Source organism: Curvibacter sp. T50 (assembly GCF_057219955.1).
The window spans coordinates 165,380-191,407 of the sequence record NZ_JBXVVU010000003.1 but is presented as its reverse complement, the minus strand read 5'-3'; the positions used below and the strand labels follow the sequence as shown (position 1 = coordinate 191,407).

The 26,028-nt window shown below is 64.3% G+C and carries 24 protein-coding genes and 1 other RNA gene; 14 read left to right on the top strand and 11 right to left on the bottom strand.

What is annotated here, in order from left to right; all coding sequences use genetic code 11:
• From AC2EBU_RS12520 to AC2EBU_RS12510, 3 genes are all read right to left on the bottom strand, one after another.
• Nucleotides 1-321, bottom strand: coding sequence for a hypothetical protein (locus AC2EBU_RS12520; protein ID WP_484610760.1), 321 nt, complete (start codon nt 319-321; stop codon nt 1-3).
• Nucleotides 322-441: 120 nt separating this feature from the next.
• On the bottom strand, nt 442-1,287 hold the full coding sequence (locus tag AC2EBU_RS12515; RefSeq protein ID WP_484610759.1) for a major capsid protein: 846 nt from the start codon (nt 1,285-1,287) through the stop codon (nt 442-444).
• 75 nt (nt 1,288-1,362) lie between these two features.
• Entirely contained in the window at nt 1,363-1,704 is a 342-nt protein-coding gene (locus AC2EBU_RS12510) for a hypothetical protein (protein ID WP_484610758.1), read from the bottom strand.
• A gap of 59 nt (nt 1,705-1,763) precedes the next feature.
• Between AC2EBU_RS12510 and AC2EBU_RS12505 the strand changes: the two genes are divergently transcribed.
• The gene (locus AC2EBU_RS12505; RefSeq protein ID WP_484610757.1) at nt 1,764-1,913 is read left to right on the top strand and encodes a hypothetical protein; all 150 of its coding nucleotides are present in this window, start codon (nt 1,764-1,766) and stop codon (nt 1,911-1,913) included.
• Between the two features lie 315 nt (nt 1,914-2,228).
• Here the strand turns inward: AC2EBU_RS12505 and ssrA are convergent.
• The 4 genes from ssrA to ompA form a co-directional block, all read right to left on the bottom strand.
• Nucleotides 2,229-2,616: a transfer-messenger RNA gene (ssrA, locus tag AC2EBU_RS12500) on the bottom strand.
• A gap of 12 nt (nt 2,617-2,628) precedes the next feature.
• A complete protein-coding gene (gene gph / locus AC2EBU_RS12495; protein WP_484610756.1) occupies nt 2,629-3,300 on the bottom strand; it encodes a phosphoglycolate phosphatase in 672 nt (223 codons plus the stop codon).
• Nucleotides 3,297-4,025 carry a bifunctional 2-polyprenyl-6-hydroxyphenol methylase/3-demethylubiquinol 3-O-methyltransferase UbiG gene (ubiG, locus tag AC2EBU_RS12490; RefSeq protein ID WP_484610755.1) on the bottom strand — a complete coding sequence of 243 codons (729 nt, stop codon included), beginning with the start codon at nt 4,023-4,025 and terminating at the stop codon, nt 3,297-3,299. The genes gph and ubiG overlap by 4 nt, the downstream gene beginning before the upstream one ends.
• A 69-nt stretch (nt 4,026-4,094) precedes the next feature.
• The gene (gene ompA, locus AC2EBU_RS12485) at nt 4,095-4,793 is read right to left on the bottom strand and encodes an outer membrane protein OmpA (protein ID WP_484610754.1); all 699 of its coding nucleotides are present in this window, start codon (nt 4,791-4,793) and stop codon (nt 4,095-4,097) included.
• A gap of 229 nt (nt 4,794-5,022) precedes the next feature.
• On the opposite strand from ompA, the gene gyrA reads away from it, so the two are divergent.
• From gyrA to AC2EBU_RS12440, 9 genes are all read left to right on the top strand, one after another.
• Nucleotides 5,023-7,671 carry a DNA gyrase subunit A gene (gene gyrA, locus AC2EBU_RS12480; RefSeq protein ID WP_484610753.1) on the top strand — a complete coding sequence of 883 codons (2,649 nt, stop codon included), beginning with the start codon at nt 5,023-5,025 and terminating at the stop codon, nt 7,669-7,671.
• Nucleotides 7,672-7,844: 173 nt separating this feature from the next.
• On the top strand, nt 7,845-8,930 hold the full coding sequence (gene pheA, locus AC2EBU_RS12475) for a prephenate dehydratase (RefSeq protein ID WP_484610752.1): 1,086 nt from the start codon (nt 7,845-7,847) through the stop codon (nt 8,928-8,930).
• Nucleotides 8,931-8,932: 2 nt separating this feature from the next.
• Nucleotides 8,933-9,832, top strand: a complete 900-nt coding sequence (locus tag AC2EBU_RS12470; protein WP_484610751.1) for a prephenate dehydrogenase — start codon at nt 8,933-8,935, stop codon at nt 9,830-9,832.
• Nucleotides 9,833-9,837: 5 nt separating this feature from the next.
• Nucleotides 9,838-11,844, top strand: coding sequence for a bifunctional 3-phosphoshikimate 1-carboxyvinyltransferase/cytidylate kinase (locus tag AC2EBU_RS12465; RefSeq protein WP_484610750.1), 2,007 nt, complete (start codon nt 9,838-9,840; stop codon nt 11,842-11,844).
• A gap of 33 nt (nt 11,845-11,877) precedes the next feature.
• Nucleotides 11,878-13,683 carry a 30S ribosomal protein S1 gene (rpsA, locus tag AC2EBU_RS12460; RefSeq protein ID WP_484610920.1) on the top strand — a complete coding sequence of 602 codons (1,806 nt, stop codon included), beginning with the start codon at nt 11,878-11,880 and terminating at the stop codon, nt 13,681-13,683.
• 96 nt (nt 13,684-13,779) lie between these two features.
• Nucleotides 13,780-14,094 (top strand): integration host factor subunit beta, encoded by a 315-nt coding sequence (locus tag AC2EBU_RS12455; RefSeq protein ID WP_484610749.1) that lies wholly within the window; start codon nt 13,780-13,782, stop codon nt 14,092-14,094.
• A 75-nt stretch (nt 14,095-14,169) separates the two neighbouring features.
• Nucleotides 14,170-14,469 (top strand): LapA family protein, encoded by a 300-nt coding sequence (locus AC2EBU_RS12450; RefSeq protein WP_484610919.1) that lies wholly within the window; start codon nt 14,170-14,172, stop codon nt 14,467-14,469.
• Nucleotides 14,459-15,616 (top strand): lipopolysaccharide assembly protein LapB, encoded by a 1,158-nt coding sequence (lapB, locus tag AC2EBU_RS12445; protein WP_484610748.1) that lies wholly within the window; start codon nt 14,459-14,461, stop codon nt 15,614-15,616. Before AC2EBU_RS12450 ends, lapB begins: the two co-directional genes overlap by 11 nt.
• 133 nt (nt 15,617-15,749) lie before the next feature.
• Entirely contained in the window at nt 15,750-16,343 is a 594-nt protein-coding gene (locus AC2EBU_RS12440) for a ComEA family DNA-binding protein (protein WP_484610747.1), read from the top strand.
• Nucleotides 16,344-16,451: 108 nt separating this feature from the next.
• On the opposite strand, the gene AC2EBU_RS12435 is transcribed toward AC2EBU_RS12440, so the two are convergent.
• The 3 genes from AC2EBU_RS12435 to AC2EBU_RS12425 form a co-directional block, all read right to left on the bottom strand.
• A complete protein-coding gene (locus AC2EBU_RS12435; RefSeq protein ID WP_484610746.1) occupies nt 16,452-16,985 on the bottom strand; it encodes a DinB family protein in 534 nt (177 codons plus the stop codon).
• A gap of 57 nt (nt 16,986-17,042) precedes the next feature.
• Entirely contained in the window at nt 17,043-20,891 is a 3,849-nt protein-coding gene (locus AC2EBU_RS12430) for a hydantoinase B/oxoprolinase family protein (RefSeq protein ID WP_484610745.1), read from the bottom strand.
• A gap of 86 nt (nt 20,892-20,977) precedes the next feature.
• Nucleotides 20,978-21,502 carry a winged helix DNA-binding protein gene (locus tag AC2EBU_RS12425; protein WP_484610744.1) on the bottom strand — a complete coding sequence of 175 codons (525 nt, stop codon included), beginning with the start codon at nt 21,500-21,502 and terminating at the stop codon, nt 20,978-20,980.
• Between the two features lie 193 nt (nt 21,503-21,695).
• Between AC2EBU_RS12425 and AC2EBU_RS12420 the strand changes: the two genes are divergently transcribed.
• Genes AC2EBU_RS12420 through AC2EBU_RS12410 form a run of 3 tightly spaced genes read left to right on the top strand, consistent with a single transcriptional unit; the run spans nt 21,696 to nt 24,501 of the window.
• Complete coding sequence (locus tag AC2EBU_RS12420; protein WP_484610743.1) at nt 21,696-22,676, top strand: TRAP transporter substrate-binding protein; 981 nt, start codon at nt 21,696-21,698, stop codon at nt 22,674-22,676.
• A 21-nt stretch (nt 22,677-22,697) separates the two neighbouring features.
• The gene (locus AC2EBU_RS12415) at nt 22,698-23,207 is read left to right on the top strand and encodes a TRAP transporter small permease (RefSeq protein WP_484610742.1); all 510 of its coding nucleotides are present in this window, start codon (nt 22,698-22,700) and stop codon (nt 23,205-23,207) included.
• Nucleotides 23,200-24,501 carry a TRAP transporter large permease gene (locus AC2EBU_RS12410; RefSeq protein ID WP_484610741.1) on the top strand — a complete coding sequence of 434 codons (1,302 nt, stop codon included), beginning with the start codon at nt 23,200-23,202 and terminating at the stop codon, nt 24,499-24,501. Before AC2EBU_RS12415 ends, AC2EBU_RS12410 begins: the two co-directional genes overlap by 8 nt.
• 10 nt (nt 24,502-24,511) lie before the next feature.
• Here AC2EBU_RS12410 and AC2EBU_RS12405 read toward each other — a convergent pair whose 3' ends face one another.
• Nucleotides 24,512-25,264: an aspartate/glutamate racemase family protein gene (locus AC2EBU_RS12405; RefSeq protein ID WP_484610740.1), complete on the bottom strand. Its 753-nt coding sequence runs from the start codon at nt 25,262-25,264 to the stop codon at nt 24,512-24,514.
• 254 nt (nt 25,265-25,518) lie between these two features.
• On the opposite strand from AC2EBU_RS12405, the gene crcB reads away from it, so the two are divergent.
• A complete protein-coding gene (gene crcB, locus AC2EBU_RS12400) occupies nt 25,519-25,896 on the top strand; it encodes a fluoride efflux transporter CrcB (protein ID WP_484610739.1) in 378 nt (125 codons plus the stop codon).
• The last annotated feature ends 132 nt before the right edge of the window (nt 25,897-26,028 follow it).

Here is a 26,028-nt window from a genome sequence, read left to right as displayed (position 1 = left end):
TCAGATCTCCAGGAATCGAAGGGTCAGGCGATAGAAGTCGGTAGCGGCACGGGCCGGGATGCCTAGCACGGGCTCAGCTTCGATGGCCGTTTCTGCGTGGCGGAATGCCACGGTGAACGAGCGGCCATCGGCGAAGGTCAAGCCGAATCGGCCGATAGCACTGCCGACTGGAAGCGCGGCCCAGGCCCGTAGTTGCTCGACCGTGGCCCGCGTGACCCAAGCCATGTCGGGTGCGCCCACCAGCGTGATGGGGCGACCGGCTTGCCGGGTGGCAGACTGGATCAGCAAGGCTCCGGTGATGAGGTAAGAAGTGGTCGCCACAGCTGGCGACCAGCAGCCGAGCGTCGCGGGCCGCATCGGTGCGCGCCGTCGCAGCGACGAAGCCGCGCACCTGCGCCAACGTGTAGTCGAGGATGTCCTGCAGGCGGTGGCCGTGCTCGATCAGGTGCTGGACGGCGTCAAACCAGCCACCGCTTTCACGATGGGCGGCAGCTTCGCTTGGCTGAACAGCCCGTCGAGCTTCGGGATCACCGTCCGGGTAAAAAAATCGGCGTTCACCTCGATCACCTTGGCCGCCAGCAGGATTGCCTCATCGGCAGCCAGCTCATCGACCCACGCCCGAGGCTTGCCGACGGCAATGGCGATGGCCGACAGCAGGTCGTCGCCGCGCTCGCCGAACAACGCCAGCCAGTCGATGTTGGAGTCCTCGCCGACGAAGGCGTGCAGGCCGCTCATACGTTCGCCCTGCAGGTTGTCCTCGACGTAGCGGACGACGTCCAGACAGGCCTTCTTGACGTCGAACCCGCTGGCGGGATCGGCAATTTCAAAGGCGAACTCCTTGGGCGTGATCTCGAATTCGTTGTAGAGGTCGTAGATCACGCTGCCATCGGCGTCCAGGATTTGACCCTTGAGCGCGCCGAAGCGCAGATGCTCCAGCGTGATCGCGTGCTTGTTGCGCATCGTCTGCAGGTGCTGCGCCATCACGCCCGCCACGGTCTGCAGTTCCGTCTCCGAACCAAAGGCGCGGATGCCCTGAACTTCCTCCGGCAGAATCACGTCGTCGTGGGGGATGTGCGGAATGGTGAACGAGCGCACCTTGCGCTTGCCGCGCACGCCCACGGTGCCCGGCGAGCCCGGGGGCATCGTTGGCAGCAGGGTGAGCACACCGTTCTGCTCTTCCACGATCACCGAGCGAAAACGCTGCGGCTTGTCGACAAACAGGCCCATCGCGCCCAAGCGGTCGTAGTTGTTGGGCAGGAAGTTGATGGCGGCGGTGAGCGCCGACATCGAGAAGGCGGGGTTGGGGCCTCGTACTTGAGCAGGTCGCCCAAGTTCATCGATTCAGAAAACACGGTGGGCATCTCAGATCTCCTTCTTCAGTGATGCGGACTTGGCCGCGAGCTGCTTCGCGGCATCGAGCAGCGGGTTGCTCGTGGATGCAGCAGCATCGGGAGCGATGCGGCTGACGATTTCGGGGGACGCTTCGGCCTTCGCCGCCAGCAACTGACTGCGTACCTTGGCGGGTGATGCCTTCGCTTCGAGGAAGCCTGCGATCAGGTCGGTGCGCCCGGCCAGGGTGCAGGTCTGGGCGACCTCAATCGCGTCGGCCACGGTCATGGCGGTGGCGGCCGCCTGTTGAGAAGAACTGCCAGCAGGATCAGCAGCAAGCCGATCAGGAGCAGCGGGGTCGGTTCGATCATTCATTGATGACTCCATCTGGGGGTTGCTAAAAAGACCGGAGTGGCTTGCCGCCAACTTCGGGAGTGGGGAGCCGACTGGCACAACTGGCCCCCGACTTGATCGAAGCCATCGCCCTGGGACGCCTCGATGTGGGCGTCAGCCAGTTGCTGCGCGGCAGGTTGTCGGCGTCCTGGCTGGCGCAACGTGAGGCGCTGGTGGCAGGCTCGCGCTGACATCCGTGCCACACCGACACGCCGCCCGAATCTCGGTTCTGGCGGTTTTTTTGTGCCTTTCGCCGTCTCAGTCGCGCCCGCTAGAGCAAGCGAAGAAGCAAACCGACGGCCCGCAAACCCGCGTCAATCCACGACTTCGGGCCTTGAATGCTCAAGAGGGCAACAGAGAACAGAGAGAGAAAAACGGCGGAATGCGCGCCTGGAACGGCGACTTCCGGAGGGCTGCGCTCAAGAGGCAAGAGGCGGAAACCGCGCCAACACAGGGGGAACGGGCAAAAAAAATCCCAACCGGATAAGGGTTGGGATTTCACATTATGGTGGAGCTGGGGGGAGTTGAACCCCCGTCCGTCAATCTTCCTCGTACAGATCTACATGTTTAGCGGTCTGGTTTGAGTCTCGCCACCGGTGTCGCGCAGCCGCACGCTACACCGGACGCCAGCATCCTTGGATCTCGCCCCCGGTCAAGATGCCCGACCGGGAGCCAGCCGATGTGAATAACTTTACAGCCTGGACAGCCCGACCTTTCGATCAGTCCACCCTTGCCCAGCCCATCGGCCTGCTGTTGTAAAGCTCACTGGTGTTTAAGCAGCGAGTGCGAAACGTTCGTCGTTTGCAGTTAGTTTGTTTGAATCTGTTTAACGAGCGCATTCAGCTCGACATGCACCGCTACGATTCCAACCCACGTCGAAACCAATGCAGCCCCTCAGCGGCTATTTTAGGCTGCTTCGAGCAAATTCAAGAGTTGGTCGGGAAAATCAATGACCGCGTGCGGCTGCCAGGACTGCACGTCACCTTCGACCCCCAGGTAACCGTAAGTCGCCGCCACCGTGATCATGCCGGCTGCCTTGCCCGCCACAATGTCGCGCGCGTCGTCGCCCACGTAAAGGCAGCGCTCGGGTGCTACGCCCAGTCGGCGCGCAGCCTCCAGCAACGGTGCGGGATGGGGCTTGGCATGGGGAGTGGTGTCGCCACTGATGACGGTGGCCGCGGTTGCGAACAGCGGCATGGCACGGGTGATCGGATCGGTGAATCGGGCCATCTTGTTGGTCACAACCCCCCAGCGCAGCCCCCGAGAATCCAGTTCGCCAATCAGGGTCGCAACGCCGTCAAACACCTGGGTTCGTTCATTCAGGCAGGCTTCGTAATTGGCAAAGAATTCTTCCCGCAAAGCGCCAAAGTCCGGGTGCTCAGGAACAAGCCCGAATGCCACACCGATCATGCCGCGTGCACCCGCGCCCGCCATGGGCCGGTAATCCGCCAGCGGCAGCGACGACAACCCCCTTGACGTGCGCATCCGGTCCGCAGCAGCCCCCAGGTCGGGAGCGCTGTCGATCAGTGTGCCGTCCAGATCGAACAACACGGCCTGGATTTCTCCATAACGGCTCACGCGGCACTCCTGTTGATGGCCGGCCGGCGAACCGCCATCAGGTAATTGACACTGATGTCATCACTGAGCCAGTAGCGCCGGGTCAGCGGGTTGTACTCCATGCCCCGAGTGCCATGGAGATCCAACCCCGCCGACCGGCAGAAGGCCGCAAGCTCGCTGGGACGAATCATTCGTTGAAAGTCGTGGGTTCCCCGGGGAAGCAGATTGAGGATGTATTCGGCGCCGACTACGGCAAACAGGAATGACTTGGCGTTGCGGTTCAGCGTGGAGAAAAACACCCAGCCGCCCGGTTTTACCAGCGCTGCGCAAGCACTTACAACCGAGGACGGCGCCGGCACGTGCTCCAGCATTTCCATACAGGTCACCACATCGAACGTGCCAGGCGACTCGATCGCGAGGTCTTCGGCACTGACTTCACGGTATCGCAGCTTGGCAACCGCTGCTTCCAAGGCATGCAACTGGGCGACTTTGAGCGACTTCGATGCCAGATCAATGCCCAGCACGTCCGCGCCTTTGCGGGCCATCGCCTCGGACAGAATGCCGCCACCACAACCGATATCGAGCACCGTCTTGCCGGCCAGTGGGATCTGAGCATTGATCCACTCAAGGCGCAAAGGGTTGATCTGGTGCAGGGGTCGGAATTCGCTTTCTGGATCCCACCAGCGGTGGGCCAGTTCCGAAAACTTGGCCAGTTCGGCCGGGTCGACGTTCGGCGTGGAGTTCATGGGACGATTTTCCTCAAAACCATAAAAAAAGCCCCGTTGCCGGGGCTTTTCGCAAGCAATTCGGGAGAATTACTTGTTGGGGCGGGTACCCACCACCTCGATCTCAACCCGGCGGTTCTTGGCCTGGCCTTCTTTGGTCTTGTTGTCGGCGACGGGCTGCTTCTCGCCCTTGCCTTCGGTGTAGACACGGTTCTTCTCGATACCTTTGGACACCAGATAGGCCTTGACCGCTTCGGCGCGCTTGACCGACAGCTTCTGGTTGTAGGCGTCAGAACCCACCGAGTCCGTGTGACCGACAGCGATGATGACTTCCAGGTTGATGCCCTTGACCTTGCCAACCAGATCGTCGAGCTTGGCTTTGCCTTCCGGTTTCAGGACGGCCTTGTCGAAATCGAAGAAGGCGTCTGCTGCGTAGGTGACCTTGGTTGCAGCGGCGGGAGCGGGAGCCGGCGCGGGGGCCGGAGCCGGAGCAGCCGGAGCCGCGGCGGGCGCGGCAGCAGGGGCCGGGGCAGCAGCCGGAGCCGGAGCAGCAGCCGGAGCCGGGGCGGCAGCCGGAGCCGGAGCCGGAGCAGCAGCCTTGATCGCACCGTCGCAATTGGCGGCGGCCGTGGCAGGGGTCCAGGCAGCATCACGCCAGCACAGTTCGTTCGAGCCGTTTTTCCACACGGTTCCGTCGGAGGCACGCCAGTTGTCGATCGTCTGGGCACCGGCGGCGGTAGCGAGGGCGGCGGAGGCAAACAACATCGCCACTTTGTTCAGTTTCTTCATGGTTCTCCTCATGGGGAAAAAAGCCGCAGCCTCGCTGCGAGAGATTGGACGCTGATAGTGACCACCACCAACAACGTTGAAGACCATTGTGCCATACGTCGGCCGGCGCCTGCGGCCGCAACGGCGCCAAAGCCGTGGTTTTGCCCGCGACGACCCGTCAGGATGTTGCGACTGAGCCACAGGCGAGTGCCCGTAAAATGGCCAGCCCTTCGCGTCGCCCGCCCTCCTCATGACCTCATTCGCCAAAGAAACCCTGCCCATCAGTCTGGAAGAGGAGATGCGGCGCAGCTATCTCGATTACGCCATGAGCGTCATCGTCGGGCGGGCCTTGCCCGACGCGCGGGACGGCCTGAAACCGGTGCACCGGCGGGTGTTATTCGCCATGCACGAACTCAACAACGACTGGAACCGGCCTTACAAGAAATCGGCCCGTATCGTCGGCGATGTGATCGGCAAGTACCACCCGCACGGCGACAGCGCGGTCTACGACACCATTGTGCGCATGGCGCAGGACTTTTCCCTGCGCCACATGCTGGTCGACGGACAGGGCAACTTCGGGTCGGTCGATGGCGACAACGCGGCCGCCATGCGGTACACCGAAATCCGCATGTCGAAGATCGCCCACGAGATGCTGGCGGACATCGACAAGGATACGGTCGACTTCGGCCCGAACTACGACGGCTCAGAGAAGGAGCCGCTGGTCATGCCGACTCGCTTACCCAATCTGCTGGTCAACGGCTCTGGCGGTATCGCGGTCGGCATGGCCACCAATATTCCTCCGCACAACCTCAATGAAGTGGTCGACGCTTGCCTGCATGCGTTACGTCATCCGGATTGCTCCATCGATGAACTGATGGAGATCATTCCGGCACCCGACTTCCCCACTGGAGGCACCATTTACGGAACCCAGGGCGTGAAAGACGGCTACCGCACCGGCCGCGGCCGTGTCGTAATGCGCGCCAAGTGCCATTTCGAGGACATCGACAAGGGACAGCGGCAGGCCATCATCGTTGACGAGATTCCCTACCAGGTCAACAAGAAGACCCTGCAGGAACGCATGGCCGAACTGGTGCACGAGAAAAAGCTCGAAGGCATCAGCCACATCCAGGACGAGTCCGACAAGTCCGGCATGCGTCTGGTCATCGAACTCAAGCGTGGCGAAGTGCCCGAGGTGGTGCTCAACAACCTCTACAAGCAAACCCAGCTGCAGGACACCTTCGGCATCAACATGGTGGCGCTGGTCGACGGTCAGCCCAAACTGTGCAACCTCAAGGATCTGATCACGGTGTTTCTTGAGCACCGGCGAGAGGTCGTCACCCGACGTACCGTTTTCGAGCTGCGCAAGGCCCGCGAGCGTGGCCATGTGCTTGAGGGTCTGGCGGTGGCGCTGGCCAATATTGACGAATTCATCCGCATCATCCGCGAAAGCCCCACACCTCCGGTTGCAAAATCGGAGCTGATGGCGCGTAGTTGGGACAGCCAGCTGGTGCGCACGATGCTGACCCGGGCCCGGGCCGATGGCGGAACGGTCAACGCCGATGACTACCGGCCCGAGGGGCTGGAGCGCCAGTACGGCATGCAGGCGGACGGCCTCTACCGCCTGTCCGAAACGCAGGCCCAGGAAATTCTGCAGATGCGCCTGCAACGGCTGACCGGTCTGGAGCAGGACAAAATCGTCGCCGAATACAAGGACGTGATGGCCCAGATCGATGATCTGCTGGACATCCTGGCGCGGCCCGAGCGCGTCTCCACCATCATCAGTGACGAACTGGTGGCCGTGCGCAGCGAATTCGGGCAGACCCGACTGGGTGCGCGGCGCAGCGAGATCGAGACCAGTGCGCAGGACCTGTCGACCGAGGACCTGATCACCCCGACCGACATGGTGGTGACCCTCAGCCACAGCGGTTACATCAAAAGCCAGCCATTGGCCGAATACCGCGCCCAGAAACGCGGCGGACGCGGCAAACAGGCCACGGCGACCAAGGAAGATGACTGGATCGACCAACTCTTTATTGCCAACACCCACGACTGGTTGCTGTGTTTTTCCAACCGCGGACGGCTGTACTGGCTCAAAGTCTGGGAGGCTCCTTCCGGCTCCCGCGGCTCACGCGGGCGCCCGATCGTCAACATGTTTCCGCTGGTCGAAGGGGAAAAGATCAACGTCGTGTTGCCGCTGACAGGAGACAACCGCAGCTTCCCGGCAGACCACTATGTGTTCATGGCGACACGGATGGGTACAGTCAAGAAAACAACCCTGGACGAATTCAGCAACCCGCGCAAGGCCGGCATCATTGCCGTTGACCTTGACGAGGGCGACGTGCTGGTCGGGGCAGCGCTCACCGATGGCCAACACGACGTCATGCTGTTCTCGGACGGCGGCAAGGCCGTGCGCTTCGACGAGAACGATGTCCGCCCGATGGGCCGAAATGCCCGCGGCGTTCGGGGCATGATGCTTGACGACGGCCAGAGTGTCATCGCCATGCTGGTTGCCGAAGACGAGCAGCAAAGTGTGCTGACGGCCACCATCAACGGGTACGGCAAACGCACTTCGATTACCGAGTACACCCGCCACGGCCGCGGCACCAAAGGCATGATTGCCATTCAGCAAAGTGAGCGCAACGGCAAAGTCGTCGCCGCGACGCTGGTTCGACCCGATGACGAAATCATGCTGATCACCGACAAGGGCGTGCTGGTGCGCACCCGTGTCAGCGAAATTCGCGAACTCGGCCGGGCGACCCAGGGCGTGACCCTGATTGCACTGGATGCCGGCGCCGAACTCAGCGGCCTGCAACGCATTGTGGAGAACGACGCCAACGGGCTGGAGGCATCCGAGCCGGGTACCGGCGACACGGACGCGGCACCCGACGGGCCGACCTGAAACTATTGTTTTTGTAGCTTAAAGTGACCAAAATACGCTGGGTACTGGCCATAAAGATTTGAAACGCACCGGATCCGAGCGGTTTTCGCGATGAACCGCGGTCCAATGCCCTTGTGCGAAGACAGTTCGCACCCGAAAACAGAAAATTCAACAGAGTTTCGACCCGAGCCGACATGACCCGAACCCTTCCCGAACTGCGATCCCTGATTGACGGGGTCGACCGCGAATTGCTGACCCTGCTCAACCGCCGCGCCGGACTCGCCCATGAAGTGGGCGAAATCAAACGCGCGGAAGGCTCCGCGGTGTTTCGGCCTGAACGGGAGGCCCAGGTGATTGCCGGGCTGCAGGCGGCCAACCCCGGGCCGCTGAAAAACGCCAGCCTGGCACCCATCTGGCGGGAGATCATGTCGGCCTGTCGAGCGCTGGAAGCAGCCCAGCGCGTCGCATTTCTTGGACCGGCCGGAACGTTCAGCGAACAGGCCGCCCTGCAGTTTTTTGGTTCCAGCATCGAGCGGGTGCCCTGCGTGAGCATCGACGAAGTCTTTCGCAGTGCGGCGTCCGGCACCGCCGAGTTTGGCGTTGTACCGGTGGAAAATTCCACCGAAGGGGTGGTTTCGCGATCGCTCGACCTGTTTTTGCAGTCGCCTTTGCACATTACCGGCGAAACCAGCCTGCTGGTGCGCCACAACCTGCTTCGCCAGACAAACTCGCGGGACGACATTGAAGCGGTGCTGGCCCATCCGCAGGCCCTGGCACAGTGCCAGGGGTGGCTCAACACCCATCTGCCCGATGTCGAGAGACGGGCCGTTTCCAGCAATGCCGAGGGCGCGCGGCTGGCGGCGACCAACCCGGCCTGGGCCGCCATTGCCAGCGAACGGGCAGCTTCGGAGTTCGGCCTGTTTGTGGCCGCCCATGCCATTCAGGATGACGCCTTCAATCGGACCCGTTTTGCCGTCGTCTGCCTGCCGTCGGTTCTGGGCCCGCCCCAGGCCTCCGGGCGCGACTGTGTCAGCCTGATTGTCTCGGTTCCGAACAGGCCAGGTGCGGTACACGACCTGCTGGTGCCGCTGAAAACGCACGGGGTATCGATGACGCGCTTCGAATCCCGCCCTGCGCGCTCAGGGCAGCAATGGGAATACTATTTCTACATTGATCTTGAGGGTCATCCCTCGCAGCCCCCCGTTGCCGCTGCATTGGCAGAACTGCGTGGCCTGTGTGCCTTCTTCAAGGTGCTCGGCACCTACCCCCTCGGAGAGTGAACATGTCCAACCACAAACCTCCGGTATTCGAACAGTTGGGCCTGATCGGTTGCGGCCTGATGGGTGGGTCGTTCGCCCTGGCGATGAAGCGGGCGGGGCTGGTAAAGCGGGTCGTCGGCTACAGCAAATCGCCTTCAACGACCGAGAAAGCCCGCCAGCTCGGTGTGATCGATGTGGAGGCTCCCTCGGCGCTGCTGGCTGTCTCCGGCGCTGACATCGTGTTGCTGGCCGTACCCGTCGCCGCCACGGAAGCCACGTTCAAGGCGATCCGAAACCTGGTCTCGCCCAGTTGCCTGCTCATGGACGTGGGCTCGACCAAACGCGATGTCGTCGATGCAGCGCGGCGGGTTCTGCGCGACCAGGTTGGTTGCTTTGTGCCCGCGCACCCGATCGCCGGCCGCGAAGTCGCTGGCGTTGAGCACTCGGATCCGGATCTGTATCGAGGCAAGCAAGTCATTCTGACGCCGATTGAACGGACGCAGTCGACCCAACTGCGCCGCGCCGCCGACTTGTGGGAGGCCTTGGGCAGCCACGTCGTGCGGATGTCGCCCGAGGCCCACGACGCCGCGTTTGCCGCCGTCAGCCACCTGCCTCACCTGATTGCTTTTGCCCTGATGAACTCGATTGCCGGGCAGCCGCAGGGCCGTGAGTTCCTCTCGCTCGGCGGCCCCGGCTTTCGCGACTTCTCCCGCATTGCGGCCAGCGACCCGAAAATCTGGCGCGACATCCTGATGGCCAACCGGGAGGAGTTGCTTGCCCAGTCACGACTGTTCCAGCAATCGTTACAGGCCATGGAACACCTGATATCCACGGGCGATGGCGAAACCCTGGAAGGTCTGATCGACCATGCCAGCCACACGCGGGCGCATTGGCGGCTCGGTGGCACTCGAAGTACCAAGTAATCTCCATGTTCGATGTCCCGTTTCTTGATCTGCCGCCGCTGGACAGCGCCGGTGGCACCGTCAGCCTGCCAGGCTCCAAAAGCATCTCCAACCGGGTCCTGCTGCTGGCCGCCCTGAGCCAGGGTGTCACCGTCGTTGAAGACCTGCTCGATTCGGACGACACGCGGGTGATGCTCGCGGCCCTGGAGCAACTGGGTTGCCACATTGAGCGGAAAGGCCAGGAGGTTTCGGTCACCGGCATTGGCGGACGCCGCCCGGAACACCCTGTCCGCTTGTTCCTGGGCAACGCCGGTACCGCCATGCGACCCTTGGCTGCAGCGTTGGCAATGCTTGGTGGTGATTTCGAGCTTTCCGGTGTCGCCCGGATGCACGAACGCCCGATTGGCGATCTGGTCGACGCATTGCGGCAACTCGGCTGCCGCGTCGACTACGTCGGACAAGAAGGCTATCCACCGCTGCGAATTGGCCATCCTGTCCTGCAACTGGACCAGCCGATCCGGGTGCGCGGGGACGTATCAAGCCAATTTCTGACCGCCCTGCTGTTGGCTTTGCCGCTGGTGTGCGCCGAACGCGCCATGGTCGTGGAAGTCATCGGTGAGCTGATCTCCAAGCCGTACATCGACATCACGCTGAACCTGTTGCACCGCTTTGGCATCACGGTGGAACGCCAGGGTTGGGAGCGATTCACGATCCCGGCCGGGTCACGCTACCGCTCGCCCGGGAGAATCCCCGTCGAAGCCGATGCTTCGTCGGCGTCCTATTTCATCGCCCTGGGTGCGATCGGAGGCAGCGACCGCCCGGTACGCATTGAAGGGGTCGGCGAGCAATCCATCCAGGGGGACATCCGTTTTGTCGATGCGGCCCGACGTATGGGAGCGACCGTCGTGGGCGGCCCCACCTGGATGGAGATTTCCCGTGGCTCCTGGCCGCTGCGCGCCATCGACCTGGACTGCAATGCGATTCCAGACGCCGCGATGACCCTGGCCGTCATGGCACTCTACGCCGATGGGCCCTGCACCCTGCGCAATATCGCCAGTTGGCGCGTCAAGGAAACCGACCGCATCGCTGCGATGGCCACCGAACTGCGCAAACTTGGCGCCATGGTGGACGAAGGGCCGGACTTTCTGCGCGTCAGCCCCTTGCCCGCAAGAGATTGGCGCGCGGCCAGCATCCACACCTATGACGATCACCGCATTGCCATGTGTTTTTCGCTTGCCGCTTTCAACCCGGCACGCCTGGCGGTACGGATCGAGGATCCGAAATGTGTCGGGAAAACCTTTCCGGACTACTTCGAAGCGTATTTTTCCGTTGCCCGGACCCGTGCCGAGGCCGTCCCCGTCATCTGTATCGATGGTCCAACAGCCTCCGGCAAAGGCACCCTGGCGGACCATGTGGCGCAGCGACTGGGTTTCTCCGTTCTGGATTCGGGTGCCTTGTACCGGCTGACCGGCCTGGCTGCTCGGCGCGCCGCGCTGGCCATTGATTGCCCGGACCCAACCGTCGAGCAGGACACCGCCCGGTTGGCCGCCCGGTTGCCGGTCCGCTTCCGATCCGGGCGGGTCTGGCTCGGAGAGGACGATGTCACGGACGCCATACGCAGTGAAGCGGCGGGAATGGATGCGTCACTGGTTTCGGCGATGGCGCCAGTGCGCCGGGCGCTGATTGACCTGCAACTGAGTTTCCGCCGCCTCCCCGGCCTCGTCGCCGATGGGCGCGACATGGGTACCGTCATCTTCCCTGATGCGGCATTGAAGGTTTTTCTCACTGCGAGCGCCGCCAAGAGAGCGCAGAGGCGCCATAAGCAGTTGATTTCCAAAGGGATTTCTGCTAACATCGACGATCTTCGCGCCGATCTGGAGGCAAGAGATGCCCGGGATACCACCCGATCGGCAGCTCCCCTCAAGCCAGCGCAGGACGCTTTGCTACTCGACAACTCGGAGCTGACGATTGAAGAATCGGTCAGCCACGTGCTGGAATGGTGGCAGAGCAAACAACCGTTCAGGTCCGCCTGAGCGGAACAACGGCCCCACCGGCTCCCACCCGCGCTGCATGCGCACAGGCCGGCGGGTTTTCAATGTCACTGCGGAATCAACCGCCAAGCACTGTCGCAATCCCAGTCCGCTAACGACGGCAATCGTGCCTTCGTCGTCACCGGTTGCGCAAACGGAAAATCCATGTCTGAATCTTTTGCCGCCCTTTTCGAAGAATCCCTGCAACGCACCGAAATGCGCCCCGGTGAGGTCATCACCGCCGAGGTGGTCCGCATCGAGCACAATTTTGTGGTCGTCAATGCCGGCCTGAAGTCCGAAGCCTACGTGCCAATCGAGGAATTCAAGAACGACAAGGGCGAAATCGAAGTCCAGGAAGGCGACTTCGTCTCGGTGGCCATCGGATCCATCGAAAACGGCTACGGTGACACCATCCTCAGCCGCGACACCGCCAAGCGCCTTGCTTCCTGGCTGGCCCTGGAAAAAGCGCTGGAGTCGGGCGAGTTCGTCACCGGCACCACCAGCGGCAAAGTCAAAGGCGGCCTCACGGTGCTCGTCAACGGCATCCGCGCTTTCCTGCCCGGCTCTTTGGTCGACACCCGTCCGACCAAGGACCTCACGCCCTACGAGAACAAAACCCTCGAATTCAAGGTCATCAAGCTGGACCGCAAACGCAACAACGTCGTGCTCAGCCGCCGTGCGGTGGTCGAGGCCTCGATGGGCGAAGAGCGCGCCAAGCTGATGGAAACCCTGCGCGAAGGCGCAATCGTCCGCGGCGTCGTCAAGAACATCACCGAATACGGTGCATTCGTGGACCTCGGCGGCATCGACGGACTGCTGCACATCACCGACATGGCCTGGCGCCGTGTCCGTCACCCTTCCGAGGTGGTCACCGCAGGTCAGGAACTCACCGCCAAGATCCTCAAGTTCGACACTGAGAAGAACCGCGTTTCGCTGGGCCTCAAGCAGATGGGCGACGATCCCTGGATGGGCGTGAACCGCCGCTATCCGCAGGGTACCCGCATGTTCGGCAAGGTCACCAACATTGCCGACTACGGTGCGTTTGTCGAGCTGGAGCCGGGCATCGAAGGGCTGGTGCACGTCTCCGAAATGGACTGGACCAACAAGAACGTGGCACCGTCCAAGATCGTTTCACTGGGTGACGAAGTCGAAGTCATGGTTCTTGAGATCGACGAAGACAAGCGCCGCATCAGCCTGGGCATGAAACAGTGCCGCGCCAACCCGTGGCAGGAATTCGCCCAGAACACCAAGCGCGGCGACCGCGTCAAGGGCCCGATCAAGTCGATCACCGACTTCGGCGTGTTCGTCGGCCTGGCCGCCGGCATCGACGGCCTGGTGCACCTGTCCGACCTGTCCTGGAACGAGCCGGGCGAAGCCGCCGTGCGCAACTACAAGAAGGGCCAGGAAGTCGAAGCGATCGTGCTGGCCGTCGACGTGGACCGCGAGCGCATCAGCCTGGGTATCAAGCAGCTGGACCAGGACCCGTTCACGACCTTCGTCACCGTCAACGACAAAGGCTCGTCGGTTACCGGCAAGGTGAAGACGGTTGACCCGCGCGGCGCCGAAATCGACCTGGGCGAAGACATCGTGGGTTATCTGCGGGCCAGCGAGATTTCGCGTGACCGCGTCGAAGATGCCCGCAACGTGCTCAAGGAAGGCGATGAAGTCACCGCCGTGATCGTCAACATCGATCGCAAGACCCGCAACATCCAGCTGTCGGTCAAGGCCAAGGACGCCGCCGACCAGCAGGAAGCCATGGCCAGCCTGAACCAGAATACGGGCAACGCCGGCACGACCAGCCTGGGCGCCCTGCTGCGCGCCAAGCTGGACAACAACAACTGAGTGTCCTGACGGAACGGGTACTGCCCCACCGCCCTCCGGGGGCGGCCGGGGCGGCGCCCTTCCGGCAGTTGCGAATACCTTGCTCCCTTTCCTGCGATGACCCGATCCGATCTTGTCGACGAACTGGCCGCACGCTTCAACCAGCTCACGCACCGTGACGCCGAGTCGGCCGTCAAGGCCATTCTGGATGCGATGGGTGATGCGCTGGTACGTGGACATCGCATCGAAATCCGCGGCTTCGGCAGTTTCTCCATCAGCCGTCGCCCACCACGCACCGGTCGCAATCCGCGCTCCGGCGAAAGCGTGCAAATCCCTGAACGGCGCGTTCCCCACTTCAAGCCCGGCAAAGCCCTGCGCGAAGCACTGGATCAGCGTACCGCCGAACTCAAGGAACGGGGCGAACTGCCCTGAGTCCCCGCGCGTTGTCGCGGCCGTCGCGGCCGGGCACAATGACCGCGCGAACCGGACTGACCCATGAAACCGATCCTGACGCTGCTGCGCTGGCTGCTCAAAGGCTTCATCTTTTTCACGATGTTTGCCTTCGCCCTGAACAACCAGCAGGACGTCACCGTCCACTTCTTCTTCGGCAACCAGTGGCGCGCGCCACTGGTGCTCGTCGTGCTGGCGTCGTTTGCCGCCGGTCTGGCAATCGGCGCTTTGGCCATGGTGCCGCGCTGGTGGCGCAGCCACCGTCCGTCCAAGTCCGCGCCCCCATCCCCTTCCGTCCCTCCTGCGCCGGCGGCACCCGCTGCGGGCCGCATTTCCGGAGCCCAGCGTGGACCTTGAAATCTACTGGATCCTGCTCGGTCTGCCCCTGGCTTTCGCTGCGGGTTGGCTGGCTTCCCGTCTGGATCTGCGGCAACTGCGCATTGAAAATCGCCAGGCGCCCAAAGCCTATTTCCGCGGACTCAACTACCTGCTCAACGAACAGCAGGACAAAGCCATCGACGCGTTCATCGAGGCGGTCCAGCGCGATCCCGACACCAGTGAACTGCACTTTGCCCTCGGCAACCTGTTTCGCCGACGGGGCGAATACGACCGCGCCGTTCGGGTCCATGAGCACCTGCTGTCACGGGCCGACCTGAGTGAGACCGACCGGCACCGCGCGCAACACGCGCTGGCACTGGACTTCCTCAAAGCCGGTCTGCTCGACCGCGCGGAAGACGCCCTGCGCAAGCTAGAAGGTACCGCCCATGCCGAGCCGGCGCGCCTGGCCTTGCTGGCCATCTACGAACGCTCGCGCGAATGGTCGCATGCCAGTGCCGTGGCCCAGAGCCTGCAGGCCGAAGGACCGGCACGTTTCGACAACCGGCTCGCGCACTATCTGTGCGAGGAGGCCCAGGCGCACCAGCAGGGAGGCGACGAAGGCGCTGCGATCGACTGCCTGCGGCGTGCGATCGATACGGCGCCACAGGTTGCCCGTCCGCGCTTGCAACTCGCCGCCCTACAGCGCGACGCAGGGCGGGCCCACGAGGCATGGTCGACGCTCCGAGCCCTTGCCGAAAACTGCCCTCAGGCGCTGGCCCTGGCGGCGCCCCTGGTCCGAGCGGTAGGCCTGGCGGTCGGTGAAGAAGCCGACGCCCGGCGCCTGCTGGAGCAGGCCAACAAGGATTCACCCTCCATCGACCTCGTCGAGGCACTGGTGCAACTCGACCTGCAGATCGGCCGGCCGCCCGCTCAAGCCCAACAGCGTTACCTGGACCATCTGGAGCGGCAACCGTCCCTGATCGCAGCGGCCCGGTGGCTGGCTGGACAGCAGGGCAGCCCCCAGGCCGTCGCGGCACCGGTCTGCCGCGCGGTGGAACACGCCTCCCGACCGCTTTCACGTTACCGCTGCGCAGCCTGCGGTTTCGAGGCGCGCGAGCATTTCTGGCAATGCCCCGGATGCCAGGCCTGGGACAGCTACCCGCCCCGCCGGCTCGAAGAACTTTGACCACCCGACAACCAAGGGTTAATACCAAGGTTCGCACGACAAGCCTGTCAACGCCGCTTGCTGGCCGCCCGTTATAGTCGCGCATCCCGGTCAACCGACCGTTCCTACCCCCAGCCCCACAGGAGTGTTTCGCATGCTGAAGAAAATTCTGGCCCTCGTGGCCATGCTCTACGCCGCTGCCGCGTTTGCCGCAGTGGATGTAAACAAGGCCACTGCCGCGGAACTCGACGGCATCAAGGGCATCGGCCCCGGCATTTCTGCCAAGATCGTCGACGAACGCAAGAAAGGCAATTTCAAGGACTGGAACGACTTCATCGACCGCGTCAAGGGCATCGGCGAAACGAATGCTGCCAAGTTCTCCGCCGAAGGCATGACCGTCAACGGTGCCGGATTCAAGGGTGTCTCGGCCGCCCCGGCGAAGAAGGACGAAAAGCCCGCCGCGAAGGCCGAAGAGAAGAAGGCCGATGCCAAGCCGGCTGCTGCTGCCAAGGAAGAGAAGAAGCCCGATGCCAAGCCGGCTGCGGCCGCCAAGGATGAAAAGAAAGACGCCAAGGCCGACGACAAGAAGGCCAAGGACGACGCCAAAGCCAAGGCCGCAGAAGAGAAGAAGGCCAAAGCCGAAGAAGCCAAGGCAAAGAAAGAGGCTGACAAGAAGGCCAAGGACGAGAAGAAGGACGACAAGAAGGCTGAGGCCGCCAAGCCGGCTGCCAGCGCCGCCAAGAAGTGATCCGGAAGCTCCGGCATCCCGTGAAACCCGCTTCGGCGGGTTTTTTTGCGCCTTTTCAGCCCCTACCCAGCGTCAAACGGTCATTTTTAGCTATCGTACCTATAGCATTCAGACCAGCGCAATGAGATCGGTCACACCCACATCCACGCCCGCCTGGGCGAGCAATGTTGTGACTTGGCCGCGGTGGTGGGTCTGGTGGTTGAACAGATGGGTCAAGGCCTGCCACACCGGGTGCTCACGCGCCACGCCCTGGGTATTGCGGTAACGCATCGTGCGCTGCGCAAAGTCGTCGGGCACAGCCGCCAGCCAGGCTTGCAACGCGGCGTCGAGTCCGGCGCGATGGGCGCGCAGCGCGGCCCAGTCGGCGTGCAGGGTGGTCTCGTGGCGCGCACCATCCGGCAGCACCAGCAAGGCCGCTGGCAGCGCGGCCTCTCCCGCCTGGGCCTGCGCCGCCAGTCGGCCCAGCCAGACCATGTCGCCCCACAGGATATGGTTCAGTGTGCCGTGGATGGAGCCAAAAAACGCACCGCGCGGCGCCTGGCGCCCGGCGTCATCCAGCGGCTCGCAGGCGTCGTACAGCCGGGTATTGAACCAGCCGTTGTAGCGCGCCAGAAAACGGTAGTTGTCCATCAGTCCGGCCACGAATACTCCTGCTTCAATAGCAATGAATGACGATTTGACGATGGGTAAAGGCCGAAATCATGCAGATTCCTGCCCCGGAACGCCAAATCCGCCGCCGCCGGGGGTGTGGATTTCGAACACATCACCCGGCGCCATCTCGGCGCTGCCGATGTGGGCCAGGGTCTCGACCCGGCCGTCGCCGCGCACCACGCGGTTGATGCCCGGCGTACCAGCCTTCCCGCCGGCCAGGCCGAAGGCGGGATGGACCCGTCCGTTGGACAGGATGCTGGCGGTCATGGCCTCCAGGAATCGCACCCGGCGCACCCCGCCGTCGCCGCCCCGCCAGCGCCCGGCACCGCCCGAGCCTTGCCGGATGGCGTAGCTCTCCAGCCGCACCGGGAAGCGGAACTCCAGCACCTCCGGGTCGGTCAGGCGCGAGTTGGTCATGTGGGTCTGCACGACGCTGGTGCCGTTGAAGCCACCCGTCAGCCGCCCTTCTGCGTCGAACACGCCGCCCGCGCCACTGCCGCCCGAGATGGTCTCGTAATACTGGTGGCGCGCGTTGCCGAAGGTGAAGTTGTTCATGGTCGGCTGGCTGCCGGCCATCACGCCCAGGGCGCCAAACAGCGCGTTGGTGATGCAGGTGGAGGTTTCCACATTGCCCGCCACCACCGAGGCCGGCGGGTTCGGGTTCAGCATGGAGCCGGGCGGGATGATGACGTGCAAAGGTTTCAGGCAGCCGGCGTTGAGCGGGATGTCGTCGTCCACCAGCGTGCGGAACACATACAGCACCGCCGCCATGCAGACCGCGGTGGGTGCGTTGAAGTTGTTGGTCTGCTGCGGCGACGTGCCGGTGAAGTCGATGGTGGCGCTGCGGCGGGCGACGTCGACGCGGATGGCCACCCGGATCTGCGCACCGTTGTCCAGCGGCAGGGTGAATTCACCGTCTTTCAGGCGCGTGATGACGCGGCGCACCGACTCCTCGGCGTTGTCCTGCACATGGCGCATGTAGGCCTGCACCACGTCGAGGCCGAACTGGTCGACCATCTTGCGCAACTCCTGCACACCTTTTTCGTTGGCGGCGATCTGGGCCTTCAGGTCCGCGAGGTTCTGCTGCGGGTTCCTTGAGGGGTATTTGGCCCCCACGCTCGGCACTGGCGTGTCCTCGCTGCCCCCCGAGGGGGCGCTCGCTTGCTTGGGGCGGCCCGGCGCTGCGCTCGGTTCACCGCTGAGGAGCGCGATCATTTCCGCCTCGCGCAACACGCCGCGGTCGACCAGCTTGACGTTGTTGATCTGCACGCCCTCTTCCTCGATGCGCGTGGAAAACGGCGGCATGGAGCCGGGTGTGACGCCACCGATGTCGGCGTGGTGGCCGCGGCTACCGACGTAAAACATCGGGCGCCGGCCCTCACCCCCGCCCTCTCCCGGTGGGAGAGGGAGCACATCCGAAGCGCCCTCCTGGCCGTCGCCCGCACCCAGGTACACCGGCGTGATGACGGTGATGTCCGGCAGGTGCGTGCCGCCATGGTAGGGGTCGTTCAGCACATACACGTCACCCGGATGCATCGTGCCGGCGTTCTCGCGGATCACGGTCTTGATGCTCTCACCCATGCTGCCCAGGTGCACCGGCATGTGCGGCGCGTTGGCAATCAGGTAGCCCTCGGCGTCGAACAGCGCGCAGCTGAAGTCGAGCCGCTCCTTGATGTTGACCGAGTAGGCGGTGTTCTGCAGCTGCAGGCCCATCTGCTCGGCGATGTTCATGAAGAGGTTGTTGAACACCTCCAGCAGCACCGGATCGGCCGTGGTGCCCGCGGCGTAAGTCACCGCCCGCGCCTCGCGGCGCTCCAGCACCAGATGGTCCAGCGCGGTCAGGGTGGCCGCCCAGCCGGGTTCGACCACGGTCGTGGCGTTTTTCTCGGCAATGATGGCCGGGCCGGGAATCTCGTCGCCGGGGCGCAGGTCTTCGCGAACCACCAGGGCGGCCTCCACCCAGCGGCCGCCGGAGTACACCGGCACCGTGCTGCGGCGCGGCACGGCGCGCGGCGGGTGCAACGCATGGACCGGCTCGGCCGGCGCATCACCAGCGACGACGGCTTCGACCGACACGGCCTCCACCACCAGCGCCTTGCCCGTCATCAGAAAGGCAAACCGCTGCCGGTAGGCGGCTTCGAAACCCGCGGTGACAGCGGCGAGAACCTCCGCGGGCGATGCTGGGCCAGCCTCGGGCCAACCGACGATCAGCGCCGAATCGGTGCCTTCGTAACGCACATGCACCCGCCGATGCATCGACACGGCGCCGGCGCTGGCCTGCTGGCGGGCCAGTTCGGCGCGCGCGGTTTCGGCCAGCGCATCGAGTTGCTGCGAGATGGCCGGCAAGGCGTCGGTGGCCAGCTTCAGCTCCACCGCCTGCTCGCGGATCACGTTCTGGTCGGCCAGGCCCATGCCGTAGGCGCTCAGCACACCGGCCAGGGGATGCACCAGCACCCGCGTCATGCCCAGCGCGTCCGCGACCAGGCAGGCGTGCTGGCCACCGGCGCCGCCGAAGCACTGCAGCGTGTAGCGTGTCACGTCGTAGCCCCGCGCCACGGATATCTTCTTGATGGCATTGGCCATCTGTTGAACCGCGATGCGGATGAAGCCCTCGGCCACGTCTTCCGGTGTCCGTCCGGTCTGGGCTGCCAGCGCGGCGAAGCGTTCGCGCACGACCTCACCATCCAGCGCCTCGTTCGCGCCATGGCCGAAAACCTTGGGGAAAAACGCCGGCTGGATCTTGCCGACCATCACGTTGGCGTCGGTCACCGCCAGCGGGCCTCCGCGCCGGTAGCTGGCCGGGCCGGGGTTGGCGCCCGCGCTCTGCGGGCCGACGCGAAACCGCGCCCCGTCGAACTGCAGCAGGGAGCCGCCGCCGGCGGCGACGGTGTGGATGCTCATCATCGGGGCGCGCATGCGCACGCCGGCCACCTGGGTTTCAAACTCGCGCTCGAACTCGCCGGCGTAGTGGCTTACGTCGGTGGAGGTGCCGCCCATGTCGAAGCCGATGACCCGGTCCATGCCGGCCAGCGCCGCGGTGCGGGCCATGCCGACGATGCCGCCGGCCGGCCCGGACAGGATGGCGTCCTTGCCCTGGAAGGCGTGCGCGTCGGTCAGCCCGCCGGAGGACTGCATGAAGAACAGCTTCACCCCCGGCATCTCGCCGGCCACCTGCTCGACATAACGGCGCAGGATGGGCGACAAATAGGCATCGACCACCGTGGTGTCGCCCCGGCTGACGAACTTCATCATCGGGCTGGTCTGGTGGCTGGTGCTGACCTGGGTGAAGCCCACCTCGCGGGCGATACGCGCAGCGGCCAACTCGTGCGCGGTGAAGCGGTAGCCGTGCAGGAACACGATGGCCACGCTGCGCAGGCCAGCGTCGAAGGCCGCCCACAGCCGCTCGCGCAGGTGGGCCTCGTCCAGCGGTTCGACCACCTCGCCATGGGCGCCGACACGCTCCTCCGCCTCGACCACCCGCTCGTACAGCAGCTCCGGCAGCAGGATGCGGCGGTCGAACAGGCGCGGGCGGTTCTGGTACGCGATGCGCAGCGCGTCGCGAAAACCGCGCGTGGTGACCAGCAGCGTGGGCTCGCCCTTGCGCTCCAGCAGCGCGTTGGTGGCCACGGTGGTGCCCATCTTCACGCACTCGACCTGTTCCGGTGTCACCGGCTCGCCCGGCAACAGGCCCAGCAGGTGGCGGATGCCGGCCACCGCCGCGTCGCGGTACTGCTCGGGGTTGTCGCTCAGCAGCTTGTGGGTGACGAGCGTGAAGCTGCCGTCCGGGTTCGGCCGTTTGCCGACGATGTCGGTGAAGGTGCCGCCGCGGTCGATCCAGAACTGCCAGCGGGGCTCCTGGGACGGGTTGGCGACGGAAGAAGAGGTGTCAGATCGCATCACAGACCCGTTTCAGAAAAAAAATGGCACATACCCATCATGGAATGGTGCTTTTCAGCTATCGCTTCAGGAGTCATCGACCGCCCTCAAAGCGCCGTCGCCGCGCGCGCGGCCTGGTCGTACAGCCCCGACATGGTGCGCAACATGCGCGCCGCCTCGCCCAGGGCGTCGTTCATCGGTGGGTCGAGGTTGTCGATCAGGCACTGCTCGCGCACAGCGCGGTAGCGCTGCACCGCCGCTTCGCCTTCCGTCGTGGGGCTGTAGAAAACCTCTTTGCCGCTTTTCTCGGCCTGCACCAGACCGGCGGTCACCAGTTTCTTGAGCGAATAGGCCACCACATGGGTGTCTTCATAGTTCAGGACGAAGCAGATGTCCGCCAGCTTCTTGTTGCGCGCCCGGTGGTTCACGTGGTGCAGCAGCAGCACGTCGGTGATGGTCAGGTCGGGCACACCGGCGGCGGCCATGCAGCGCACCGCCCAGCGGGAGAACGCGTTCCAGGCCACGATCATCCCGAACTCGAACTCCGACGTCTGGCGGCTGCGTGGGGACACCAGGTGGGACGAAGACACGATGCCCGCCTCGGCGGGTGGTGAAGCATCAGATTCGGTCATGGGGTTTTCCCTCGTTTTGTCATCAGAACGTTGAGAAATTGTTGACACTTTATCGGCGACAGTCCTAGACTGCAAGTCAGCAGGCTGACTCAGAACCTGCTTTACGGGTTTGTCCGGAGGGCAATGGCACCGCCGGGCAAATACCGCGTCTTGCGCTGAGTTGTGTCCGTCCGTCCACTTTTGAGGAGCCCCCATGACCCTGACCCGCCGCACCCTGTCTCTCGCCATCGGCCTGGCATTCGGCGCCTGCGCCATCCATGCCCAGGCCCAGACCAAATGGGACCTGCCCGCCGCCTACCCGGCCACGAATTTCCACACCGTGAACCTGCAGCAATTTGCCGACGACGTGGACAAGGCCTCGGGCGGCAAGCTCAAGATCACGGTGCACCCGAACGCGGCCCTGTTCAAGGCGCCCGAGATCAAGCGCGCGGTGCAGGGCGGCCAGGCCCAGATCGGCGAAATCCTGCTGGTGAACTTCCAGAACGAATGGCAGATCTTCGGTGCCGACGGCATTCCGTTCCTGGCCGACAGCTATGACGAAGCCGCCAAGCTGTGGAAAGTGCAGAAACCGATGCTCGACAAGAAGCTGGCCGAGCAGGGCATGATGTCGCTGTACGCCGTGCCATGGCCGCCGCAGGGCATCTACTCCAAGAAGCCGCTGGCCTCGGCCGCCGACCTCAAGGGTCTGAAGTGGCGCGCCTACAGTCCGGCCACCGCCCGCATCGCGGAGCTGGTGGGGGCCCAGCCGGTCACCGTGCAGGCGGCCGAACTGTCGCAGGCCATGGCCACCGGCGTGGTGGAAAGCTACATGTCCAGCGGCTCCACCGGTTTCGACACCAAGACCTATGAGCACATCAAGAACTGGTACGACACCCAGGCCTGGCTGCCCAAGAACGCGGTGATCGTGAACAAGAAGGCCTTCGACGCGCTCGACAAGCCGACGCAGGACGCGGTGCTGAAAGCCGCCGCCGACGCCGAAGTGCGCGGCCTGGCCGCCAGCAAGCGGACCAACACCGACAGCCTGGACAAGCTCAAGGCGAACGGCATGCAGATTCACGCCCCGTCCGCACAGCTCAAGGCGGACATGAAGAAAGTGGGTGAGACCATGCTCAAGGAGTGGCTGGAAAAAGCCGGACCGGAAGGCAAACAGCTGGTCGACGCGTTCCAGAAGTAAGCACCGGCGCGGAGGCAGGCCATGCGGCGAGCACTGGACACCTTGTATGACGGGGCGGCCTGGCTGGGTGCGGCCTGCATGGTTTGCCTGCTGGGCATGGTGCTGCTGTCCATCCTCAGCCGGCAGCTGCATTTCCATGTGCCCGGCACGGACGCCTACGCCGGCTACCTGATGGCGGCGGCCGGCTTTCTGGCGCTGGCGCACACGCTCAAGCGCGGGGAGCACATCCGTGTCACGCTGGTGATCAACGCGATGCGCGGCCGCTGGCGCCGGGCGATGGAGCTGTGGGCGCTGGGCGCGGCCAACCTGCTGGCGCTGCTGTTCGCGTTCTACGCCTGCCGGCTGGCCTGGCAGTCGCACCAGTTCCACGACATCTCCACCAGCAACGACGCCACACCGCTGTGGATCCCGCAGCTGGCCATGGCGGCGGGCACGGTGATTCTGGCCATTGCCTTCCTGGACGAGTTCATCCTCGAGATCCGCGGCCGCCGAGTCGCCGCGACCAGCGGGGAGGCGCTGCGCAATGAGTGATCTGGCCATCACCGGCTTGCTGGTGCTGTCGCTGTTCCTGATCCTGGGCAGCGGCGTCTGGATCGGGCTGACGCTGTCGGGCGTCGCCTGGATTGGCATGCAGCTGTTCAGTTCGCGTCCGGCCGGGGACGCGATGGCGGTGACCATCTGGGGCTCGGCGTCCAGCTGGACCCTCACCGCGCTGCCGCTGTTCATCTGGATGGGCGAAATCCTGTTCCGCACCCGGCTGTCGCAGGACATGTTCCGTGGCCTGGCACCGTGGATGCAAGGGCTGCCCGGCCGGCTACTGCACACCAACGTGGCGGGCTGCACCATTTTTGCCGCCGTCAGCGGCTCCAGCGCGGCCACCTGCGCCACCATCGGCAAGATGACTCTGCCGGAGCTGGGCCGGCGCGGCTACCCGGAACACATGATCGTCGGTACCCTGGCCGGTGCCAGCACGCTGGGCCTGCTGATTCCGCCGTCGATCATCATGATCGTCTACGGCGTCTCCGCCGAGGTGTCCATCGCCCGGCTGTTCATCGCCGGCGTGCTGCCCGGTCTGATGCTCGCGCTGCTGTTCTCCGGCTACATCGCCGCCTGGGCGCTGGCCAATCCCGGCAAGATCCCGGCCGCCGACCAGACCTTGACTTTCATGCAGAAGCTGTCGGCGTCGCGCAGCCTGATTCCCGTGGTGCTGCTGATTGCGGCGGTGCTGGGCTCGATCTACGCCGGCATCGCCACCGCCACCGAGGCGGCGGCCGTCGGTGTGGTCGGCTCGCTCATCATCTCGGCAGCCCAGGGTTCGCTGAGCTGGCAGACCTTCACCGAATCGCTGATGGGCGCCACGCGGCTGTACTGCATGATCGCGCTGATCCTGGCCGGCGCCGCCTTCCTGACCCTGTCGATGGGCTACATCGGCCTGCCGCGCCACCTGGCGGAGTGGATTGCCCAGCTCGGGCTGACACAAGGACAGCTGATCCTGGTTCTGGCCGTGTTCTACATCGTGCTGGGCTGTTTCCTGGATGGCATTTCCATGGTGGTGCTGACCATGGGGGTCATCCTGCCCACGGTGCAGGCCGCCGGCATCGACCTGATCTGGTTCGGCATCTTCATCGTGCTGGTGGTCGAGATGGCGCAGATCACGCCGCCGGTGGGCTTCAACCTGTTTGTGCTGCAGGGCATGACGGGGCGCGACCTGCTGTGGATCGCCCGGGTGACGCTGCCGATGTTTGCCCTGATGGTGGGGGCCGTGGTGCTGATCTGGCTGTTCCCGGCCATCGTGACCTGGCTGCCCCAGCAGATGATGCACTAGGGCCAAGGCCCTATTCGGCGGGACGAAACGGCCGCAGCAGCCGCTGATCGTCCAGCAGGCACCAGGTCTTCAGGCCTGTGGCTTCCTCCACGGCCGCGCGGTAGGGCGGCATGTTGGTGCACTCCAGTACCACATCGGTCAGTGACGGCTCGCGCGCCTTCAGCGCCACAGCGGCTGCGACGACATCGGCGCGGGCCTTCTCCAGATCCAGTTCGGGCTGGTTGCCGAGGATACGGGTGGCGAATTCGCCTTTCGGATCCACACCCTGGATCACCACGTCGGCCAGGCGTTCACGCGGCACACCGGCGGCGCGCAGGTGCTCCCGCCCCAACTTGCCGGCCGCGATGGTCAACACCCCCACACGGCGCTGAATGGCCAGCAGACGTGGCAGTTGCAACAGGCTGGAGGTCTGGACCGGCACCCGGACGCCCGCCTGCAGTTCTTTCTGCAAAAGCACAAGGAAGCCGCAACTGGTGGTCACCGCCACGGCGCCCTCGCGCACCAGCGCCTGAACCACCGCGACGAAGGCCTGACCAACCCGCCCGGCGTGCAATCCGGCGGCCGACTGCACCACTTTGTCCGGCCAGATACCGCGTACGACCCGGACATTCACCGGTACCGACCAGGTGGCGGGATTGCCCAGGTCGCCCAGCGGGCGCGGGAAACGGGTGTCGAGCATCACGACCCCCAGGAACGGCGCCTGCCCCGGCCGCAGCAAATGCCGGGAAATCTGCGTCGGCGTCTGCATCACCGGTCCTGTCATGGGCGTGGTTCCTGGAATCGAGCCGGCCTGCCGGAGCGCTGGTCGCCTTGCATACGGACATCTTTCTGCGCACGACGGGCGCCTGCGAGGCACAGCGCCCCGTGCGCCATGGCCTGACCGAATTGTGCCGTCTGTGTTGATCGCCCATTTTCGGCCGCTGGTGTCGGACGCCGCGGATCCGCCGGCCTGCCGAGCAATGCACAATCACGGCCTCTGTCCAACTTCTGTGTTTGACCGCCTTGTCTGCCCCTTCCATGGCCGCACTTGTCTCGATCTGTGTCGGCGCCAGCGCTGGTGCCTTGCTGCGCTGGCAACTGGGACTGTGGCTCAATACCGGAACGGCTTTCCTGCCCTGGGGCACACTGGCGGCCAACCTCGTCGGCGGCTACCTGATTGGGGTGGCATTGGCGGTTTTTCAGAGTCTGCCGCATCTGGACCCGACATGGCGCCTGGCCCTGGTGACAGGTTTTCTGGGTGCGCTGACCACGTTTTCGAGCTTCAGCGCCGAGGTCGTCTTGCTCCTCAACCAGGCCCGCTACGCGACCGCCCTGATCACCGCCACGCTGCATCTTCTGGGTTCCCTGCTGCTGACCATCGTGGGCCTCAAAACTACCCTGCGACTGCTGGCCTGAGGTGCGGCAGCCCCGCCGTGGCGGGCCTGTTACCAGGTGAATCAATCCTGTTTTTATAGCAATAAGCGACCTTTTTATGATGGGTATTGATTGTTTTCGCTTGAAAACCATCAAACAGGGGCTTGGGGGGGC

Bases quoted from the DNA above. Each gene is read 5' to 3' on its own strand.
- AC2EBU_RS12465 (WP_484610750.1), top strand. From the start codon at position 9,838: ATGTTCGATGTCCCGTTTCTTGATCTGCCGCCGCTGGACAGCGCCGGT.
- pheA (WP_484610752.1), top strand. From the start codon at position 7,845: ATGACCCGAACCCTTCCCGAACTGCGATCCCTGATTGACGGGGTCGAC.
- AC2EBU_RS12515 (WP_484610759.1), bottom strand. From the start codon at position 1,287: ATGTCGGCGCTCACCGCCGCCATCAACTTCCTGCCCAACAACTACGAC.
- AC2EBU_RS12470 (WP_484610751.1), top strand. From the start codon at position 8,933: ATGTCCAACCACAAACCTCCGGTATTCGAACAGTTGGGCCTGATCGGT.
- AC2EBU_RS12440 (WP_484610747.1), top strand. From the start codon at position 15,750: ATGCTGAAGAAAATTCTGGCCCTCGTGGCCATGCTCTACGCCGCTGCC.
- AC2EBU_RS12410 (WP_484610741.1), top strand. From the start codon at position 23,200: ATGAGTGATCTGGCCATCACCGGCTTGCTGGTGCTGTCGCTGTTCCTG.
- crcB (WP_484610739.1), top strand. From the start codon at position 25,519: ATGGCCGCACTTGTCTCGATCTGTGTCGGCGCCAGCGCTGGTGCCTTG.
- AC2EBU_RS12510 (WP_484610758.1), bottom strand. From the start codon at position 1,704: ATGAATGATCGAACCGACCCCGCTGCTCCTGATCGGCTTGCTGCTGAT.
- ubiG (WP_484610755.1), bottom strand. From the start codon at position 4,025: ATGAACTCCACGCCGAACGTCGACCCGGCCGAACTGGCCAAGTTTTCG.
- AC2EBU_RS12420 (WP_484610743.1), top strand. From the start codon at position 21,696: ATGACCCTGACCCGCCGCACCCTGTCTCTCGCCATCGGCCTGGCATTC.
- ompA (WP_484610754.1), bottom strand. From the start codon at position 4,793: ATGAAGAAACTGAACAAAGTGGCGATGTTGTTTGCCTCCGCCGCCCTC.
- gyrA (WP_484610753.1), top strand. From the start codon at position 5,023: ATGACCTCATTCGCCAAAGAAACCCTGCCCATCAGTCTGGAAGAGGAG.
- AC2EBU_RS12425 (WP_484610744.1), bottom strand. From the start codon at position 21,502: ATGACCGAATCTGATGCTTCACCACCCGCCGAGGCGGGCATCGTGTCT.
- AC2EBU_RS12405 (WP_484610740.1), bottom strand. From the start codon at position 25,264: ATGACAGGACCGGTGATGCAGACGCCGACGCAGATTTCCCGGCATTTG.
- AC2EBU_RS12430 (WP_484610745.1), bottom strand. From the start codon at position 20,891: ATGCGATCTGACACCTCTTCTTCCGTCGCCAACCCGTCCCAGGAGCCC.
- AC2EBU_RS12455 (WP_484610749.1), top strand. From the start codon at position 13,780: ATGACCCGATCCGATCTTGTCGACGAACTGGCCGCACGCTTCAACCAG.
- AC2EBU_RS12415 (WP_484610742.1), top strand. From the start codon at position 22,698: ATGCGGCGAGCACTGGACACCTTGTATGACGGGGCGGCCTGGCTGGGT.